Origin of the sequence: Arthrobacter sp. JUb115 (assembly GCF_004365035.1) — a bacterium.
Taxonomy (GTDB): domain Bacteria; phylum Actinomycetota; class Actinomycetes; order Actinomycetales; family Micrococcaceae; genus Glutamicibacter.
Genome location: NZ_SOBS01000001.1, coordinates 282,241 through 300,411, shown reverse-complemented (window position 1 = coordinate 300,411; position 18,171 = coordinate 282,241). Strand labels below are relative to the sequence as shown.

Genomic DNA, 18,171 nt, shown 5'->3' with positions numbered 1-18,171 from the left:
AAATGGACCGCGCAGTGACTCATGATCCGCTGGTAATGGTTGCCCGCCGGGCCGCCGCCGCCGGCGCCGAAGTACTCAACCGCCGCGATGAATCGCAGTTCAACCTCACCGACAAATCGGCGGCCGGGGACTGGGTGACCGACTTCGACCGTGCCGCCGAGGAAGCAATTCGCGCGGCCATCCTGACCTCCCGGCCCAACGACGAATTGACCGGCGAGGAATATCCAAGTGCCAAGCCTGCGAACCCGAGCGGCTTGCGCTGGAGCATTGATCCGCTGGATGGCACCACGAACTTCGTGCGCAACATCGCCTATTACTGCTCCTCGGTGGGCGTCTGCCAACGCAACGAGGATGGCAGCGAGACCTGGGTAGCCGCGGCCATCGTCGCCCCTGCATTGCAGGTGGAATACTTCGCCGGAAAGGGATTGGGTGCATGGAAGCTTGATCTGCGATCCGGGAAGCTCACACAGCTCACCGGGCCGGCCGAATCCGAGACCAGGATCCTGGCAACTGGCTTCGGCTATGATTCCCAGCGCCGCCAGTTCCAAGCCCAAGTGCTCGGGCAGATGCTCCAGGACTACGTCAATGTGCGCCGACTCGGCTCGGCCGCGCTGGACCTGTGCCTGGTGGCCGAGGGGTCTTTGGACGCCTACGCCGAATATGGCACCCAGGAGTATGACTGGGCTGCCGGCGCGCTGATTGCAGAGGAAGCCGGATGCCAGGTAGGCAGGCCCAGCAGCAACCCGGGCTGGCAGTACGCCGGATTGGTGGATCCAGCCAAGCTCGCGGAGCCTAGCGCCTAGGGAAGCAAAGCTGCTATCCACTGATGCGCGTAATGGATGGCGATGCCCACAGCTACACCGCCGCACACCTGTGTGGCGGTGTGCTGGCAGCTGCGGATCCGGGCCCAGGAAAGCACCGCAAGGAAGAACACCACTAGCGGCATCAGCTCGGCCTGCTGTCCCGCCACCTGCAAAACAACGTAGGTGCCCACAGCCAGGTGCACCGAGACCTTCCACCACAAATTGATCACGGCAACAAGCGCCAATCCAAGCAGGATGCTGAGCACTTCGAGGAAGATCCCGGAACCGGCATCCATGACCCGCAGCACGAGCAGGCCGCACAGGATCAATCCTGCGGTATAGGCATAGATCCCATGCCGCTGACGCCGTACGGTCACGTGCATATCGGTGACCTTGCCGCGCAGTTTCGCCCCGGCCAGGATCAGCCACGGAATAATCGTGGTGAACAAGGCGGCAACAATCGACTCGGTCCAGCGCACTGAGGAATCCCGCCATGGCGTTGCCAACAGCAACACGGTGGCCAGGATAATGGGGGAGAGCACGTGCGAAACCACTAAGGCGATTTTTCGCACCGAAAGAGGTGAGCTGGCTGTCGAGGTCTGCTGCATCGGGGTCATTGGCCTTGATAGGGGTAGCGGTTTACTGCCGTCGTGGCGACTAATCCACTGTACACGTGGAGCCGTCAATAATTCCCCTCGCAGGCCGACGGCGATGAGCCCTCGGATCCAACTTCCAATCCGCACTGCAACCGTGTACTCCGTCATCTTGGAGCGGGGCGAAGCCATATCGGATCAAGGCCCGGATCTGAAGATCCCGGTTAACACCGACGGTTCGTTCAGCCATGTGCCTCCGGTGGTTCCCAATGAATTGCCCAGCCCGATGGCCGTCATAGTCCAGGCGCAGCCGCTGACCGGAGAATGCGGGGAATCCGACTCCTGCGCGGTGCGCCAGTGGGCTGTGGTCATCGAGCCACAGGACCGCTAGCGAGCAGGATTAGCCTTGCGCGTTGACCAGGTAGTCGTTGCGGATCCGGATGAGCTTGGGCAGGTACCAGCCAAGCACGAGCCGCTCGGCTAGCCAGCCCAAGGGACCCAATGGAGCGCTGAAGCGGATCTTGTCCACCATCAACGTCCCCTGGTCCGACTCGTAGAATTCATGGACGTGGTGGAAGGACTTGAAAGGCCCTCGCTCCTGCTGGTCGGTGAACGTGTGCGGGGCATCCAGGTCGGAAATCCTCGAGGTCATCCGGAAGGGGATGCCGAAATGCTTGGCACGCCAGGTGACCTGCTCGCCTAATCCGATAGTGCCGCTGGTAACCCCCGCCACGGCCTTTTCCTGCGAATCGGCCATTGAACCGGCGTGCGCGTCGATGCTGAGCGATTTCTCGAAGAGGTCGGCACGTGAAGCACCGCAAAGCGTAACGCATTCAAAGTAGACGGCCATGGCTTCAGTATGCCATTGACTGGGCGGTTTAGGTGACCACGAGGTCTACGACGGTCAGTTCCTCAGCCGCGTCATCGTAGTATTCACGCAGTTTCAGCCCCTTGGCTGCCGCTTCATCAACTACTACCACGGCATCCTGGTGCAGCTGCAGGACGGATGCCGGGCAGGAAGCTGACAGCGGCCCTTCTACGGCAGCGGCAATGGCTTGGGCCTTGCCCGCGCCTACAGCCACCAGGACCAAGCGGCCGGCGTCAAGAATAGTACCTAGTCCCTGGGTGACGCAGTGGGTGGGAACGTGCTCGATGCCGTCGAAGAACCGGGCGTTGTCTTCACGGGTATTGGCCGCGAGGCGCTTGATGCGGGTGCGGCTTCGCAGCGCGCTGCCTGGTTCGTTGAAGCCCAGATGCCCATTGGATCCGATGCCCAGAATCTGTACGTGGATGCCACCGGCCTGGGCGATAGAGGCATCGTACGCCCGGGCCGCCGTCTCGATGGCTTCCACGGATGCGGCCATGCCCTGCGGTACATGCAGGCAGCGGGCAGGCAAGCCGATGACATAGCAGACCTCGTTGATCAGCGTCTGGCGGTAGGACTGTTCATGGGTGTCCGGGATCCCGATGTACTCATCCAAGGCGAAACCCTGGGTATCGGTGAAATCGGCACGGCCTTCCTGGACCGCACGGGAAAGTTCACGGTACAGGCCCAACGGAGACGAACCTGTGGCAAGCCCCAAATTCGAGGGGGCTCCAGCGCTGTGGTGGGCCAGGCCGGCCAACACGTTGTCGGCAGCGATGCGTGCAACTTCTTCAGGGGATGAACCAATGAGCACTCGCATGGTGGGCACTCTCCGATCTTGGCAGTGATGATTAGTGGAATACAGGTATGGAGAAACCGGGCGGCCCCGCTAGGTGATCCCCAGTTCATGGAATAGCACGTTGACCGCGCAACCTCGGAGCACCAGATGCTCTGGATCTTCGCTCAGCGAAAGCCGGAAGTTCTCGGCGCGTGCCGTATGCGAGCGCAGGGCCAGTGCTTCGCGTAGCGCTTGCGCGAGAGGCTGATCCACGACTTCCGGGGTCCCGGTGAAAATGACATCGCGAATGTCGAGTACCGAAAGAAGCGGGGCAAGTGCGCCAGCAAGATACGCGGCGATCCGCTGATCCAGCTGTTCCTTTGGTTCCCCCTCGGCCAGGGACTTCCAGATTGCAGGAACGGAAGCATAGGCTTCCAGGCAGCCGATTTGCCCGCAGCTGCATAAGACAGTGTCCTGCGCACGCTGGCGGACATGGCCCAGCTCGCCGGCGGCGAAATCCGAGCCGCGCACCAGGGTGTTGTGGGTGATGACGCCGCAGCCTACACCGCGCCCCAGGCGCAGCAAGATCATGTGGTCGCTGCCTTGGCCGAAAGTGTGCTCGGAAAGGATGGCGCAGTCGGCGTCATTGAGGACATGAGCGGCCAGGCCGGTAGCCTGCTCGACCGCAGATCGCAGGTCGTAGTCGCGCCAACCGAACTTTTCGGCTGCGAGGACAATTCCCCGATCGGTCACTACGCCGGGCGAGCCAATGCCCACGCCCAGAACCGGTGCGTCGCATTCGGCTAGTGCGGTGTCGAGCAGCTCCAGGAGCTGGACCGTCGCGGCCTCACCGGTTGCTTCACGTGCCTGGGCAGAAAAACTCTTGAGGATGGCGCCATCCAGATCCATGATGGCCGCCCGGAACGGGACAACGCCGGATAAGTCCACGCCGATGATCCTGAGCCCCGGGCGATTCAAATCGACGAGGGTGGAGGGCTTGCCGGGGCGTTTTTGCTCTTGCTGCCCGGTCTCAATGACGTGCGAGCGGTTGATCAATTCCGCGACCAGTTCCGAGACGGTGACACGTGTCAGGCCGGTAGCGCGTGCCAGATCGGCACGGCTCGAAGCGCCTTGGTCCGAAAGTGTTTGCAGAACCAGAGAGAGGTTGTGCTCCCTTCCATGGGACGGCAAAATAGCGCTGCCGTGCGACAGCACATTCCAGTCCTTGCGTGGGGAAGTCACAGGGTTAGTTAACTCCATTAACAAACTTGCGGGCAAGTTTTTCTCCCAGTTATTCGCAAGGCGCTATTTCCCACCGCGAATCACTGCAGATCAGAGAAGAATTGCTCAGCAAAAATTTCAGCCAGAGCATCATTTGCCTTGGGCTCGGTGACGTGCAGGAACCCCCTGAGCTCGTGGCACACTTGGAGCATCATGACTGACACGCAAACTTTTTCAACCAGCATTGGCGACTTGTCGATTGAACTGGCTGCTCCCGAGCACTACCAGCATGTGGGGGAGCTGACCGCAGAGTCCTATTTTGCCGCTGGGCATTTCGACAGCCCGGATAACGAGTACCTGGACTTCGTGCGCAAGGTGGCCGAGCGTGCAGCCCAGACCGAAATCTACGTGGTGCGCCGGGAAGAAGAGATCATCGGTTCCATGACCTTGATCCGGGCGGGCAGCGACTATGCGGACATTGCCAGAGCGGACGAGCTGGAAATCCGCATGCTCAGCGTTGATCCGGCCGCGCAGCGCAGGGGTGTTGGCCGGAGCATGGTGCAGGCCGCCATCGAGCGCGCCCGGCTCATTCCCGGAATCAATGCCGTCTCCCTGACTACCGGCAGCAGCTGGGATTCTGCCCGGGGACTGTATGAATCCCTCGGATTCATCCACTATCCCGAACGCGACTGGTTTGTGCCGAACACCGATATCGAATTGGTTGTCTACGCCTATAGCCTGCAGCCAAGAAGGATTCAGCCTGGATCCAGGTGAACCGCCCATGACTTCGGCGGACACACGTTGTGGTCTGTCCGAGCGCGTGAATAGAATGGCGCCATGAGTGCTATTCGCCGAAGTGTTGCCGCCCTGTCCGTTGCGTCCCTGGCCATGGGCGCACTAAGTGCCTGCAGCGCTGGCGCGCCAGACCCGGCGCCTTCGGCCGATGCACTGGTATCCGCCATGAATAGCGGCGATTTCGGCTCAGTGCAATTCGCTGGGACCAGCCCGAAAGATGCAGCGAAAGCCCAGGAAACTGCCTTTGGCGCCATGGGCGAAATCAAGCACACGAGCACCGTTCGTTCGGTGGCCGAAGACGAAGAAGAGCAAGATGGGGTCAAGACAGCTACCGCGAGCATCACCACGGTATGGGATATCGACAAGTCGGACAAGGATCTGAGCTACGACACCCAGGCTGTGTGGGAATTCGACAAGGAATCCGATTCCTGGAAACTGCGCTTTGACCCGTCAATTCTTGCCCCTGAGTTCGAAACCGGCGACTACCTCAAAGCGGCCTTCGACCCTGCAGCACGAGGCAGCATCACCGATGCTGAAGGCGAAAGCATTGTCTCCAATCGGCCGGTGATTCGTGTTGGCATGGATAAGACCCACACCGGAAAAGAAAACTGGGAAAGCTCGGCGAAGAAACTGGCCAAGCTCGTGGACATCGATGAACAGGCCTATGCGCAACGAGTGATGGCCGCTGGCGACAAAGCCTGGGTGGAAGCTATTGTCTTGCGCGATGACGCAACGCGGGAAGTCACCGACGAGGAAATCAAGGGCATTCCGGGTGCCGGCTTCCACAACGACGAGCTGCCCTTGGCACCCACTCGCTCCTTCGCCCGCCCGCTGCTAGGCAGCGTTGGCAAGGCCACCGCCGAGAATATCGAGAAGTCTGAAGGCAAGGTCAAGGCCGGTGACCAGGTAGGCCAATCAGGATTGCAAGCCGCCTACAATGACACCCTCGCGGGAACTGCAGGAGTCTCGGTATCGCAGTACAACGCTGAAGATGAAGCGGTAGCGGAACTGATCACCGCAGCCCCGGTAGCAGGCAAGGACCTGAAGACCACTTTGGACACCGGACTGCAGGAAACCGCGGATGAACTGCTGGCCGAAGCCGAATCGAACTCTGCCATCGTGGTCATTCGGCCCTCTGACGGCAGCGTCCTCGCGGCCTCCTCGGGCCCGGTTTCTTCCGGGCTGAACACCTCCTTGCAAGCTTCCTATGCACCGGGTTCTTCCTTCAAGGTCGTGAGCGCCTTGGCGATGCTGCGTGACGGAGCGACACCGGGCACCGAGGTCAAGTGCCCGGCAACCACGGTGGTGGATGGCAAGAGCTTCAAGAACTATGACGGCTATCCTGCTGCCGCCGTAGGCACCATCCCGCTATCCGAAGCAATCGCGCAGTCATGCAACACGGTCTTTGTGAATCAGGGAACGGAAATTGGCGGCAAGAACCTGGCTGAAGCCGCGGCTGCTCTCGGCTTGCTGGCAGAGGACGGAACCGGTGCCGGCGCAGTGTTCGGTTCGGTGCCCGAAGATTCTGAAGGCACCACCCAGGCCGCGAACATGATTGGCCAGGGCGTGGTGGAAGCATCGCCACTGGGCATGGCCACCGTGATGGCATCGATCCAGGCGAAGTCCACAGTGCAGCCCAAGCTGATCCTGGCGCCAGAACCCCAGGCACCTGCCAAGCCGGCTTCCACGCTGAGCGAAGAGGAAGCAGGGCAGCTGTCCACCATGATGGCCGAGGTCGTGGACCACGGAACCCTGGAGGACCTGAAGGCAGTAGGCAGCGGAAAGATCATCGGCAAGAGCGGCACCGCCGAATACGACGGCGAAAAGAACGCGCATGCCTGGGCCATCGCCGCCCAAGGCGATCTGGCGGTTGCCGCGTTCGTCGAGGATGGAGACGGCGGAGCCCAGACGGCGGGACCGCTGGTGAAGTCCATGCTGGAGGAAGCGGCCAAATAGTACCGCGGGGTGCTGCTCAGCCCCGCTGGGCGAAGTATTCGCCGGCGAGCAGGCTCAGCTGCACCTGGTCGTGGAATACGCCATTGTGGAAGTACACCTCGCGTTGGCGCCCCTCCTGGGTATACCCGGCTTTCTCATAAGCCCGGATGGCCCGCTGGTTGAAGGCGGCAACGCACAGGCTAATCCGGTGCAGTCCCAACTCGCGGAAACCATAGCCGGACATCAACGCGGTGGCACGGGTGCCGAAACCCTGGCCGACGAAGTCCGGGCCGATCATCACCGCCATTTCAGCGGCGCGATGGGGCAACTGGCCGCCATGCAGCGTGATGTGCCCGATGAAGGTTCCGCTGCCGCGCTCGAAGATGCTGAAGCCGGCATCGCCGGAAGAGGGCTTGTTCTCGCTCCACTGTGCGAACATTTCCACGAGCGGAGCCCCGGGACGCGGTTTGATGGTTCGTTGCTGGAGCACCGCCCAGGCCGGATCGTTCCACCACCCGGCCATGACCGAGAAGTCCTCGTGCTCGGACTCGCGCAGTTCAATGGCGGCATCCCGCAGCAGGTTCTGCCCGTACTGCTGCGCCTGCTGAACTTCATCCCATGGCTCATGTGTGTGCATGAAACCATCGTAGGAGCTATCGGCTGGCCAAAGAACCGTTGCGCTAACACTTGTGCCTAATACCAGCAATTGACAGACTAAGCTCATGGGAATCGTCTACAACACCACCATGTCTCCAACTAAGACCGAGTTGGTGGCAGCCTGGTTGGCCAAGCAGGAGTTCTACACCGGCCAGGGCGCGCCGAAACTTGAAAGTGTTGGCGGATTCCGTCTGGAAGACCCGCAGGGTGAAGTCGGTATCGAGCTGAGCTTCTACGCTGACCACAGCGATACCTCTGACGTGATTTACCACGTTCCGCTGACCTATCGGGATGCCCCGGTTGACGGTGCGGAACGCTACCTCCTGGGAACGAGCGAGCACGCGATTCTGGGCACCCGCTTTGTCTATGACGCCGCCGGCGACCCCATTTTCATCGCCCAGGCACGTGAACTGCTGGCCGGGAATGCCACGCCGCAGCACCGGTCCGAGTCCTTTACCGCGGATCCGCGGATCCTGGTCCGCGGCGAGAGTCGGGGCAAAGACGCGGTGATCATCCGCAAACCGGTAGCCGGCGATCCCGCCGAAGCCGGTGTTATCGGGATCTGGGAGAACGCCCTCGGCCAGGACCTGAGCGGTTTGGTATTGCGCACAGCATAACTAATGCCCCGCATATAGGCATTGGGGCAGGCGCGTAAGGGATAGACTTGTCTATGAAACCCAACCGCCATTCTAGGGAGATACATGTCTGCCATCAGCCGTGAGGACGTTGTGCATCTGGCACACCTTGCCCACATCGAGATGAGCGACGCAGAGCTGGACAAAATGACCGGTGAACTCGACGCTATCGTCGGTGCCATCGCGTCCGTCAGCGAAGTCGCCGCCTCCGACGTCCCAGCCACCAGCCACCCGATCCCGCTGACCAACGTGTTGCGCGAAGATACGGTGGGGCAGACGCTGAGCATTGAAGAAGTTCTGCTCAACGCGCCTGATTCGGACTCGGACCGCTTCAAGGTCCCGGCTATTCTGGATGGTGAATAATCCAAGTGAATGAACTGATTAAGCTTTCCGCCACCGAGCTGGCCGCCAAGCTGCGCGCCGGCGAAGCCACCTCCGTTCAAGCAGTCCAGGCCCACCTGGACCGCATCGCCGAGGTTGACGGCGCACTGAATGCCTTCCTGCACGTGAACGCCGAAGAAGCGCTCGCCGTCGCAGCCGAAGTTGACGCCATCCGTGCCGCCGGCGGCGCGCAGGCCGAAGCCCTGCACCCGCTGGCCGGCGTGCCCATCGCGATCAAGGACCTGATCGTCACCAAGGGCCAGCCGACCACCGCGGCATCGAAGATGCTCGAAGGCTGGATGAGCCCCTACGACGCGACCGTGATCGAGAAGATCCGCGCTGCCAAGCTGCCGATGCTGGGCAAGACCAACCTGGATGAATTCGCCATGGGTTCCTCCACCGAGCACTCCGCCTACGGCGTGACGCGCAACCCGTGGAACCTGAACCGCATTCCGGGCGGGTCCGGCGGCGGCTCGGCCGCAGCCGTGGCCTCCTTCGAAGCTCCGCTGGCACTGGGCACCGACACCGGCGGCTCCATCCGCCAGCCAGGCGCCGTCACCGGTACCGTCGGCGTGAAGCCGACCTACGGTGCTGTCTCGCGCTACGGCGCGATCGCCATGGCCTCCTCGCTGGACCAGATCGGCCCGGTCTCCCGTACCGTGCTGGACTCGGCCTACCTGCAGGAACTGATCGGCGGGCACGATCCCAAGGATTCCACCTCGCTGCCCAACCCGCTCGAAGGCCTGGTTGCCGCCGCTGAATCCGGCGCCACCGGGGATATCAAGGGCCTGCGCATTGGCGTCATCAAGGAACTGACCGGCGAAGGCTACCAGGAGGGTGTCCAGGCACGCTTCAACGAGTCGCTGGAACTGCTCAAGGCCGCCGGTGCAGAAATCGTCGAGGTTTCCTGCCCGAACTTCAAGTACGCGCTGGGCGCCTACTACCTGATCATGCCGTCGGAAGTTTCCTCCAACCTGGCCAAGTTCGATGGTGTGCGCTACGGCCACCGCGTGCTTCCGGAAGAGGGCCCGATGACCATCGAGCGCGTCATGGGCTCCACCCGTGCCGCCGGCTTCGGCGACGAGGTCAAGCGCCGCATCATCCTGGGCACCTACGCCCTGTCCGCCGGCTACTACGACGCCTACTACGGCTCGGCGCAGAAGGTCCGCACGCTGATCCAGCGCGACTTCGAGGCCGCTTTCGAGCAGGCCGACGTGCTGATTTCCCCCACCGCGCCGACCGTCGCCTTCGAGCTGGGCGCGAACGACAACGACCCGCTGGCCATGTACCTCAACGACGTGGCCACCATCCCGGCCAACCTCGCTGGCGTTCCGGGCATCACCGTCCCGGGCGGCCTGTCCGAGAACCTGCCGGTAGGCATCCAGTTCCTGGCCCCGGCCTACGAGGATGCCCGCTTGTACCGTGCCGGCGCAGCACTGGAAACCCTGCTCGAGAAGCAGTGGGGCCACTCGCTGATCTCGCAGGCACCAGCCATTGACACCGCTTCGATCGCGCAGGAGGCCTAGGCACCATGAGCAACTACACCGATGAACTGGTCGACTTCGACGAGGCACTGGATCGCTACGACCCGGTCCTGGGCTTCGAGGTCCACGTCGAGCTGAACACCAAGACCAAGATGTTCTCCGACGCGCCGAACGCTTTTGGCGATGCCCCGAACACCAACGTCACCCCGGTAGACCTGGGCCTGCCCGGCGTGCTGCCGGTGGTCAACAAGACCGCCGTGGAGTACTCCATCCTGATCGGCCTGGCACTGAACTGCCAGATCGCGCAGAAGTGCGGCTTCGCCCGCAAGAACTACTTCTACCCGGATACCCCGAAGAACTTCCAGACCTCCCAGTACGATGATCCAATTGCCTTCGACGGCTACCTGGACATCGAGCTGGAAGACGGCGAAGTCTTCCGCGTCGAGATCGAACGCGCCCACATGGAAGAAGATGCCGGCAAGCTGACCCACATGGGTGGCGCTGCCGGACGCATCCAGGGTGCGGACTACTCGCTGGTTGACTACAACCGTGCTGGCGTTCCGCTGGTGGAGATCGTGACCAAGCCAATCACGGGTGCCGGCAAGCGCGCTCCCGAGTTGGCCAAGGCCTACGTGGCCGCCGTGCGCGAAATCGTGAAGAACCTGGGCGTTTCGGATGCCAAGATGGAACGCGGCAACGTGCGTTGCGATGCCAACGTCTCGCTGATGCCCAAGGGCGCCCAGAAGTTCGGCACCCGTACCGAAACCAAGAACGTGAATAGCTTGCGCGCCGTGGAGCACGCCGTGCACTTCGAGATCGAGCGCCACGCCGCGGTGCTGGACTCCGGTGCGAAGATCGTCCAGGAAACCCGCCACTGGCATGAGGACACCCGTTCGACCACCTCGGGCCGCCCGAAGTCGGATGCCGATGACTACCGCTACTTCCCGGAGCCGGATCTGGTGCCTATCGTCACCACCGCCGAATGGGTCGAAGAGCTGCGCGGCCGCCTGCCGGAACCGCCAGCCGAGCGCCGCAAGCGCCTGAAGGCCGAGTGGGGCTACGCGGACAAGGAATTCCGCGACGTGGTCAACGCCGGTGTGCTCGACGAGATCGAGCAGACCATTGCCGCTGGCGCCAGCGCCGCTGTGGCCCGCAAGTGGTGGATGGGCGAGATCGCCCGCCTGGCCAAGGCCGCGGACAAGGACATCGCCGATCTGGGCGTGAGCGCTGCGACCATCGTTGAGCTGAACTCGCTGATCGAGGCGAAAAAGATCAACGACAAGATCGCCCGCCAGGTGCTGGAATTCGCCATCGCCGGCGAAGGCACCCCAAGCGAAATCGTCGAGAAGCGCAGCTTGGCTGTTGTGAATGACGATGATGCCTTGGGCAAGGCCGTGGATGATGCCATGGCTGCCATGCCTGATGTGGTCGAGAAGATCAAGGGCGGCAAGATGCAGGCCATCGGTGCGCTGATGGGCCCTGTCATGAAGGCCACCCGCGGACAGGCCGACGCCGGCCGCGTGCGCGAAATCGTGATGGAGAAGCTGGGACTCTAGTCCCGGACTCCAGCCCTGGCGCCAGCCTCGGACTTCCAAGCGTGAAGTCCGAGGCTGGCGTTTTTTATCAAGCATTACGCGCAAGCGGTCTTGATGGCACAAGTTTTTATGAGTCGTTTTTATATTCAGTTATCATCTGAACATGATCGATGCATCTCGTGGAGCAAGAATTTTCAGCACGGTGGCCGCGGTTGGGCTGCTGCTCACTGGGTGCAGCGAACCAGAGCCGGACCTGGAATCCTCAACGCCAACGGCAGTTCCTTCGCCGAGCAAGGAAGAACCTGGGATCGAATCCCTGCGAGATGCGGATCTTGGAAACGCAACCTGGATGGATCCGATGGCGCTCGATGGCAAACCCTCGAAGATCCGTCTTGAGAATTCGAAAGCCAGCGATGAATTCAACAGCTATGAGCTGGGCAAGATCGTCTACGCGGATCTGGATGGCGACGGCGTAGACGATGCCGTCGCATCGTTCATCAGCACGTCCGGCAATGCCTATTGGGAGCACTTCGTTGCCTGGGTTGCGACGGAGGAGGGGCCAGTCCAGGTTCCCGGCGAGATCGCTTATTCGCATAATTGCGGATCCACCGTTGCGAGCGTGGTGCCAGCCACGCAGGGCGTCAAGGTCACTGAGTACCTGCGCAGCGATTTCCAGAATACTGCCTGCGCGGAAAATGGCCCGCTGGAACAGGTTCGAACGGTAGGCGTAAAACAGTATTCCGGCGATGACCAGTACTACCTCGTGCGCACGGACGGTCTTGGAGGCGACGGTGGATACTGCCACCCGGAGGCAAATGGCGACACCATTTCCGTGTCGATCCCCGTCTATTCTGCCCCGAACGCCAAGAGCGAGATGCCTCTGGACGATCAAGAAATGATGGGCTACCTGGCCGGACCGGAAGCCATGGAAAAGGTCACCGACGACGGGCAGTGGATGCTGGGCACGGTGCTGATCAGGGATGGGCAAGCGGTGTCGGGCATGCAGACGCGCTGCGCGTGGATGCCGACGATGAAAAACCCGCTGCATACCGACGGGGAAGCGGTGCTGGGTGAAAACGGCCAGCCGGCTGGATAGGGCGAAGTGGAACCTGCCTGGAATTGCACCTTCCGGCTTCCGGCATCGAGGCATACTGGATAGATGAATAGCGAATGGTTTGATAAGCCCGGTGGTGAACCTGTCCATCTTGTCGAGCATGATCCGTCGTGGGCCGTCCAGGCCGCTGATTGGATGCTGCGCATCCAGGACGCCATTGGTCCTGCCGCGGCATCTGCAGAGCATATCGGGTCGACAGCAGTTCCGGGCCTCATCGCCAAACCAGTTCTCGACCTCCAAATAGCTGTTCCGGATATTTCAGAAGAGTCCGCGTACCGCAGCGGCCTCGAAGCGCTGGGGCTTGTGCTGCGGCAACGGGAGACCGGCCATCTCTTCTTTCGTCCGCCCGCGGGAGAGCCCCGAACAGTGCATGTTCACGTGTGCCAACTCGGTTCGGTCTGGGAACGCGAGCATCTGGTGTTCCGCGATCGACTGAGGGAAGACGCCAATGTTGCTACCGCATATGCCGAGCTGAAACAGGACTTGGCCACGAGGGTCGGGGATGACAGGATCGCTTATGCGCGAGGCAAGGCGCAATTCATCAAGGACGTTGTCGACGGAAAGCCGCTGCATGGCCGGTCGGCGTGATCCCCAATCGCGACGAGAAATGCTTGCGCAGCAGATCATCAGAAGCAAAGCCAACCTGACGGGCAACGGCGCCAACCGACAGGTCGCTTTGTTCCAGTAGGCGTTGGGCCTCGCTGATTCGAAGATCATTGAGCCATGCAATAGGTGTTGTCCCGACCGCGTCTGAGAACCACCGGTGAAAAGTCCGTGGTGACATTGCGCAGACCGCTGCTAGTTCTTGGACGTTCCAATGCCGTTGAAGATCTTGGCTGACTGCCAGATGCAGTTGTTCAACTGACGGCGATGAATTCCCAGGGATGCTGGTATCCGCGTATTGCGCTTGGGTTCCCGGTCTGAAAACAGGGGTGACCATGGCCTTCGCGATAGTTTCTGCAGCGCTGGTTCCCCAGTCTAGACGTACTAGATGGAGTAATAGATCAACTCCTGCGGTGACTCCAGCCGAAGTCCATACTTTGTCCTCGCCACAATACAAATCCCTCGACTTGACGTTGACCTCTGGATAACGCCTTGCAAGTTCATTGGCAAAACGCCAGTGAGTCGTCGCGCTTCGCCCATCGAGCAGTCCTGCAGCGGCGAGTGTGAATGCGCCGGTACACAACGAGGCGACAAGGACCCCGGCGGAAGCAGCTCGTGCAACTGCTGCCACTTCCTGCGGGTGAGGTTCTGCGAGCGGATTCTCGCTTCCTGGAACCACCATCATGTCGAGTTGCTCCACCGAAGCAAGCGGATGTGTGCGCCGTATTGAGCGAACCGGGTCAAGAGCGGTGACCGTGGTTGCTGCGAGGATTCGAACTGCGGGCCGGGGGAGACCACGGTCGGTTCGGTCGTCGTACACCTCGCGTGCAACTTCGATATCAAATGCTCGACGGCCCGGCCCAACTAGAATCCCCACGATGGTCATGGCGCAATCTTATCGAACCATGTCATTTATGCCACTGGTTGGGTTCCTCGATCCCTGATGAAGTAGAAGCATGATGACAAGTACAAAGACCGCATTGATCGTGGTTGACATGCAGCAGGGTTTCTACGACACCTCATGGGGCCCGACAACCAACTACCCGCAATGCGAGAACAACGTTGATCGGCTTCTCTTGGAGTGGTCCCAAAAGAACATGCCGATAGTGATCGTCAGGCACGATAGCCGAAATTCGGACTCGCCCTTGTTCGTGGAAAGTCCCGGCAATAATCTTCACGAATCGGTGCAAGCGGTCACCCCTGATCTGTTCGTAACCAAGTCAGTGAACTCATCATTTTATGGCTCCCCGGATTTGGGCCAGTGGCTGAGGTCCAATCAGATCAAAAAGATCGTGGTTTGCGGAATCCAAACCAACTTGTGTGTAGAAACCACCGCCCGGATGGGCGGAAATCTGGGATTTGACGTCATTGTGCCTCTCGATGCCACACGAACTTTTGATCTGGCAGGACCTGACGGCACGGTAATACCGGCAGCCACTCTGATGCAGGTTACGGCGACCAATCTTCACGGAGACGGCTTTGCGCTGGTGGTTTCGACGCAAGAGATTCTGGATTCATTGAAAGCGGCCTGACATGGAAGCAGATATTCGGCCGGGTGCTGTCGCCACCGGATTCATGTTTACGCTGACTGGATCCGGCATGTCTTCTATAGGCTGGCCCCATGAATATCTCGTTCACAGCAATGGTACCGGAAGACAGCAGTGCCATCGCCGCTTTTCTATCAAGCAACAGCTTCCCATTCCATGTCCGTCGGAACTGGACAGAGCCGGAGCTGAGACGACTAGTCGATAGCGGAAGATATTGGAACAGCGAGCGCCAAGGATTCTGGATTATTGGCGAGGGAGAATGCTTGGGAATGGCAGTACTCGAAGATCTGGAAGACGACACTCCCATGCTTCACCTGCGCTTGGCGGAAAAGCACCGGGGATCAGGCCTGGGTACCCTCGTACTGAGGGAATTGACCGCCAAGGTGTTCACTGATTTCCCCGGCACCTTGCGCTTCGAAGGCCAAACCAGGGAAGACAACATCGCGATGCGCAAGACTTTTCTTCGCGCCGGATTCCTCAAGGAGGCGCATTACCGGATGGCGTGGCCCACCGGCGACGGGCGCCATCTCGCCTCGGTTGCCTACGCGATCCTGCGCCAGGATTGGGAATCCGGGACCGCTACCCGCTTCGATTGGGAAGATCTGGACCTGTGAGCGGCGCGCGGTCCTGCGGCATTTGATTTGGCGCCTCTGGCAACTGCGCACTGATCCTGCTAGGGTTTCACACCAAATCAACTACCGCTGAGCGGTAGAAGGCTTCTAGGAGGGCAGTCATGGCTGCATGGCCCAGAATCGCGGCGCTGGCCATGCTGCTGGCCGCCATGGTGGCATTGATGGCATTCCAGTGGCTTCCAGCTCTCTTGTTCTTGCCTGCTGCAGGAGCCTTGCTCGTTTGGGACGGCTCTGCGCGCGGACGCTCTTCAGGCCCCGGGAAAGGCCATGGGTAGGCCAGCTGTGACCTGCCGGATGCCTTTCACGACGCGTCCTTGGCCAAGTGATCCCGGGTGATTTCCAGATGCCCCAAGTGCTGGCAGAGCTCTTCGAGCACATGCAGCAGCACGCCCTGGCAGGTGGACATCCAGTATTCGCCCTCCCTGCCTGGCGGGGCCGCAACGGGAGCATCATTCATGCCCGTGAGCGCCAGGTCGTTGGCGAACGCCTTCCTGGCCTCATGCGCCAGTTGCAGGGCAGCCTCCTTGTCCATCACCGCGGTGAACTCGGCGGCCCGATCGCGGGGGACCTCGAGGCCGAGATTGACCGTGGAAGACCAGCGGCGCATCATCCCGCAGCAATGCAGCACCAGCTGCACCGGCGAATTGCTGCCGTGAACTGGCAGGACGCTATTGGCTTGTTCCTGCGGAATGCTCGCCAAGGCTTCGGTAAGCTGGTCGAATTTCTCTAGCAGGAGCGTGGCGAGGATCTGCTCGCCGGGTGCAGGGGAGTCCATGCACCGATTCTAGAACGATTCGCGCGGCAGCGTGAGCCATGCGGGGTGCACTAGCATTGAGCAATGACTTCTTCTGTCTCCACGGATAAGGGAATGCCGCCAGCCGAAGTTGAAATTGACGCGGAGCTGGTCAGGCACCTGCTGGTTAGCCAGGCGCCGAACTGGGCGAACCAGGACATTGCCTATCTGGCTACCGGGTGGGATAACGAGGTGTACCGGCTGGGTGCTGAGCTGGTGGTGCGCCTGCCGCGCCGGGAACTAGGCGAGGCCATTGGACTCAAGGAACGGCGTTGGCTGCCGCAATTGGCCGCCGAGACCGGACTGCCCATCGCCATGCCGGTCTTCGTTGGCCGGCCCGCGCCGCAGTACCCCTTCACGTTCTCCATCTGCCCCTATGTCCCGGGCCGCAGCGCAGCGACGGTGGACCGCCGCAGGCGCGATGGCTACGCCGGAGAATTCGCGCAGTACTTGTACCGGCTGCACCAGCCTGCCGGAGCGTCCGGACCGCACAGTGAATTCCGCGGGGTGCCGCTGGCCGCGCTCGACAAGAAAACCCGCAAGCAGATTTCGGCGCTGGACCCTACATTGCACGAACCGGCCCTTGCACTTTGGGAAGACGCAGTGGCCGCGGCACCGCATGAAGGCGCACCGCTTTGGTTGCATGGTGATCCGCATCCGCACAACACGATTGTCAACGACTCAGCCAACGACGATGCCACGGTTTCGTTGGTTGATTTCGGAGATCTCTGCATTGGTGATCCAGCCAGCGACCTTGGCATGTTCTGGATGCATTTCAGCCCTGCAGCAATTTCGGAGGCATTCGACCAGTACGGGGCAGAACCCCGAAGCTCGTTATGGCGACGTAGTCGAGGCTGGGGTCTGAGATATGCAATGTTGACCGCAGACCTCGGCCCTGATGATCTTTTGGGCGTCATTGGCCGTGAAACATTGGGAATCCTGCTTACCGATTCCGAATCAGCGGCGATTGCCGGTAATTGAACGATGGGCGGGTCCGTAACACAATGCGCCATGGGAATGAGCTTCGAATACCTTTTAGGTGGTCAGCTGGGCTTTCAGCCTATTTTCTCTACTCTAAGATTCCATCACTGTTGTCTAGATGATTTGCGGGTGAAGAGTTACGGAAGCGCGTCGAACTGAGAGATGTTGCCCAGGTCAATATTCATTTGAGGGTACGGTATCTGAAGGGTTGATGGGGTAAGCATCAAGAAGAGGATCCTGGAGGATCTTTTGCGCGGTCCGTCGCTCGCATCCGACTACGAGACTTCTCGCGTAGATGTCCTGACCGACGAACCAGCGAAGATTCGAGGGCCACCAGTACATCGGCACACGCTCCGTTGACGTCGTGGACAAGAGGGAAGCTCCGCGCTGATCCGTCAATTTTCCGGAGTAGAGCAGCATTTCGCTTTGATACGGAGAAAACATCGTGGTCTGTTCATGAAATCCATGGCATACCCGGCCCAGGAAGCGAAAGAGTGGGTGCTCGGATCTGGATCGAGGGTTTTGGTCAGTTGCCTTGCAAGACTGGCGGGTGGATTTCCCCTGTCGGGTACCCGCCAGTAACCCTCCGGTTACTTGGCGTCTTTTTTCACTGCGAGCTCGGGCCACTGGATCCATGCCCGAGGCTGACTCCGTTCCTGCCCATGACATCCGTCCGGAGGATAGTTGAACCGTCTCGAAGTTCGACCGGATTGAGGACCAGCACATACGATTCGTAACCAGAGGGAATCACTGAGGTCACTGTGTTTCCCGTTTAGTCCAGCAGCCTGGCGACAGCTTCTGCTGGATGCATATCGGCTT

The 18,171-nt window shown here is 60.7% G+C and carries 21 protein-coding genes; 14 read left to right on the top strand and 7 right to left on the bottom strand.

Going from position 1 to position 18,171, the window contains the following annotated elements:
• The first annotated feature begins 2 nt into the window (after window positions 1-2).
• Entirely contained in the window at window positions 3-803 is an 801-nt protein-coding gene (locus tag EDF61_RS01450; protein WP_105657144.1) for an inositol monophosphatase family protein, read from the top strand.
• Here EDF61_RS01450 and EDF61_RS01445 read toward each other — a convergent pair.
• Complete coding sequence (locus EDF61_RS01445) at window positions 800-1,357, bottom strand: hypothetical protein (RefSeq protein WP_133833024.1); 558 nt, start codon at window positions 1,355-1,357, stop codon at window positions 800-802. The genes EDF61_RS01450 and EDF61_RS01445 overlap by 4 nt on opposite strands.
• Before the next feature lie 157 nt (window positions 1,358-1,514).
• Between EDF61_RS01445 and EDF61_RS01440 the strand changes: the two genes are divergently transcribed.
• Complete coding sequence (locus EDF61_RS01440) at window positions 1,515-1,787, top strand: hypothetical protein (protein WP_133833023.1); 273 nt, start codon at window positions 1,515-1,517, stop codon at window positions 1,785-1,787.
• A gap of 9 nt (window positions 1,788-1,796) precedes the next feature.
• Here the strand turns inward: EDF61_RS01440 and EDF61_RS01435 are convergent, their stop codons facing one another.
• The 3 genes from EDF61_RS01435 to EDF61_RS01425 all read right to left on the bottom strand — a co-directional run bounded on the left by EDF61_RS01435 (window position 1,797) and on the right by EDF61_RS01425 (window position 4,281).
• Window positions 1,797-2,246, bottom strand: coding sequence for an SRPBCC family protein (locus EDF61_RS01435; protein WP_133833022.1), 450 nt, complete (start codon window positions 2,244-2,246; stop codon window positions 1,797-1,799).
• A gap of 28 nt (window positions 2,247-2,274) precedes the next feature.
• Entirely contained in the window at window positions 2,275-3,081 is an 807-nt protein-coding gene (locus tag EDF61_RS01430; RefSeq protein ID WP_133833242.1) for a glucosamine-6-phosphate deaminase, read from the bottom strand.
• Between the two features lie 69 nt (window positions 3,082-3,150).
• Window positions 3,151-4,281, bottom strand: coding sequence for an ROK family transcriptional regulator (locus EDF61_RS01425; protein WP_166650656.1), 1,131 nt, complete (start codon window positions 4,279-4,281; stop codon window positions 3,151-3,153).
• Window positions 4,282-4,473: 192 nt separating this feature from the next.
• Between EDF61_RS01425 and EDF61_RS01420 the strand changes: the two genes are divergently transcribed.
• Both EDF61_RS01420 and EDF61_RS01415 read left to right on the top strand, forming a co-directional pair.
• Window positions 4,474-5,034 (top strand): GNAT family N-acetyltransferase, encoded by a 561-nt coding sequence (locus EDF61_RS01420; protein ID WP_133833020.1) that lies wholly within the window; start codon window positions 4,474-4,476, stop codon window positions 5,032-5,034.
• Between the two features lie 63 nt (window positions 5,035-5,097).
• A complete protein-coding gene (locus EDF61_RS01415; RefSeq protein ID WP_133833019.1) occupies window positions 5,098-7,011 on the top strand; it encodes a penicillin-binding transpeptidase domain-containing protein in 1,914 nt (637 codons plus the stop codon).
• Window positions 7,012-7,027: 16 nt separating this feature from the next.
• Here the strand turns inward: EDF61_RS01415 and EDF61_RS01410 are convergent, their stop codons facing one another.
• Complete coding sequence (locus EDF61_RS01410; RefSeq protein ID WP_166650655.1) at window positions 7,028-7,627, bottom strand: GNAT family N-acetyltransferase; 600 nt, start codon at window positions 7,625-7,627, stop codon at window positions 7,028-7,030.
• Window positions 7,628-7,712: 85 nt separating this feature from the next.
• Between EDF61_RS01410 and EDF61_RS01405 the strand changes: the two genes are divergently transcribed.
• The 6 genes from EDF61_RS01405 to EDF61_RS01380 all read left to right on the top strand — a co-directional run bounded on the left by EDF61_RS01405 (window position 7,713) and on the right by EDF61_RS01380 (window position 13,384).
• Complete coding sequence (locus EDF61_RS01405; protein WP_133833017.1) at window positions 7,713-8,264, top strand: maltokinase N-terminal cap-like domain-containing protein; 552 nt, start codon at window positions 7,713-7,715, stop codon at window positions 8,262-8,264.
• An 84-nt stretch (window positions 8,265-8,348) separates the two neighbouring features.
• A complete protein-coding gene (gene gatC / locus EDF61_RS01400; RefSeq protein ID WP_038989805.1) occupies window positions 8,349-8,645 on the top strand; it encodes an Asp-tRNA(Asn)/Glu-tRNA(Gln) amidotransferase subunit GatC in 297 nt (98 codons plus the stop codon).
• Window positions 8,646-8,650: 5 nt separating this feature from the next.
• A complete protein-coding gene (gene gatA / locus EDF61_RS01395; protein WP_402696449.1) occupies window positions 8,651-10,189 on the top strand; it encodes an Asp-tRNA(Asn)/Glu-tRNA(Gln) amidotransferase subunit GatA in 1,539 nt (512 codons plus the stop codon).
• Between the two features lie 5 nt (window positions 10,190-10,194).
• On the top strand, window positions 10,195-11,703 hold the full coding sequence (gene gatB / locus EDF61_RS01390) for an Asp-tRNA(Asn)/Glu-tRNA(Gln) amidotransferase subunit GatB (protein WP_133833015.1): 1,509 nt from the start codon (window positions 10,195-10,197) through the stop codon (window positions 11,701-11,703).
• Window positions 11,704-11,845: 142 nt separating this feature from the next.
• Window positions 11,846-12,778: a hypothetical protein gene (locus EDF61_RS01385; protein ID WP_133833014.1), complete on the top strand. Its 933-nt coding sequence runs from the start codon at window positions 11,846-11,848 to the stop codon at window positions 12,776-12,778.
• 63 nt (window positions 12,779-12,841) lie between these two features.
• On the top strand, window positions 12,842-13,384 hold the full coding sequence (locus EDF61_RS01380) for a GrpB family protein (protein WP_105657157.1): 543 nt from the start codon (window positions 12,842-12,844) through the stop codon (window positions 13,382-13,384).
• Here the strand turns inward: EDF61_RS01380 and EDF61_RS01375 are convergent.
• Window positions 13,338-14,285: a GlxA family transcriptional regulator gene (locus tag EDF61_RS01375; RefSeq protein ID WP_105657158.1), complete on the bottom strand. Its 948-nt coding sequence runs from the start codon at window positions 14,283-14,285 to the stop codon at window positions 13,338-13,340. The two genes, EDF61_RS01380 and EDF61_RS01375, sit on opposite strands and share 47 nt — an antisense overlap.
• A 70-nt stretch (window positions 14,286-14,355) precedes the next feature.
• Here EDF61_RS01375 and EDF61_RS01370 point away from each other — a divergent pair, with 70 nt between their 5' ends.
• The 3 genes from EDF61_RS01370 to EDF61_RS18675 all read left to right on the top strand — a co-directional run bounded on the left by EDF61_RS01370 (window position 14,356) and on the right by EDF61_RS18675 (window position 15,853).
• Window positions 14,356-14,931, top strand: coding sequence for a cysteine hydrolase family protein (locus EDF61_RS01370; RefSeq protein ID WP_208294210.1), 576 nt, complete (start codon window positions 14,356-14,358; stop codon window positions 14,929-14,931).
• An 89-nt stretch (window positions 14,932-15,020) separates the two neighbouring features.
• Window positions 15,021-15,560 (top strand): GNAT family N-acetyltransferase, encoded by a 540-nt coding sequence (locus EDF61_RS01365; protein ID WP_105657159.1) that lies wholly within the window; start codon window positions 15,021-15,023, stop codon window positions 15,558-15,560.
• 119 nt (window positions 15,561-15,679) lie between these two features.
• On the top strand, window positions 15,680-15,853 hold the full coding sequence (locus EDF61_RS18675; protein ID WP_166650654.1) for a hypothetical protein: 174 nt from the start codon (window positions 15,680-15,682) through the stop codon (window positions 15,851-15,853).
• Between the two features lie 26 nt (window positions 15,854-15,879).
• Here EDF61_RS18675 and EDF61_RS01360 read toward each other — a convergent pair whose 3' ends face one another.
• The gene (locus tag EDF61_RS01360; RefSeq protein WP_105657160.1) at window positions 15,880-16,353 is read right to left on the bottom strand and encodes a mycothiol transferase; all 474 of its coding nucleotides are present in this window, start codon (window positions 16,351-16,353) and stop codon (window positions 15,880-15,882) included.
• Window positions 16,354-16,416: 63 nt separating this feature from the next.
• On the opposite strand from EDF61_RS01360, the gene EDF61_RS01355 reads away from it, so the two are divergent.
• On the top strand, window positions 16,417-17,352 hold the full coding sequence (locus EDF61_RS01355) for an aminoglycoside phosphotransferase family protein (RefSeq protein ID WP_105657161.1): 936 nt from the start codon (window positions 16,417-16,419) through the stop codon (window positions 17,350-17,352).
• The last annotated feature ends 819 nt before the right edge of the window (window positions 17,353-18,171 follow it).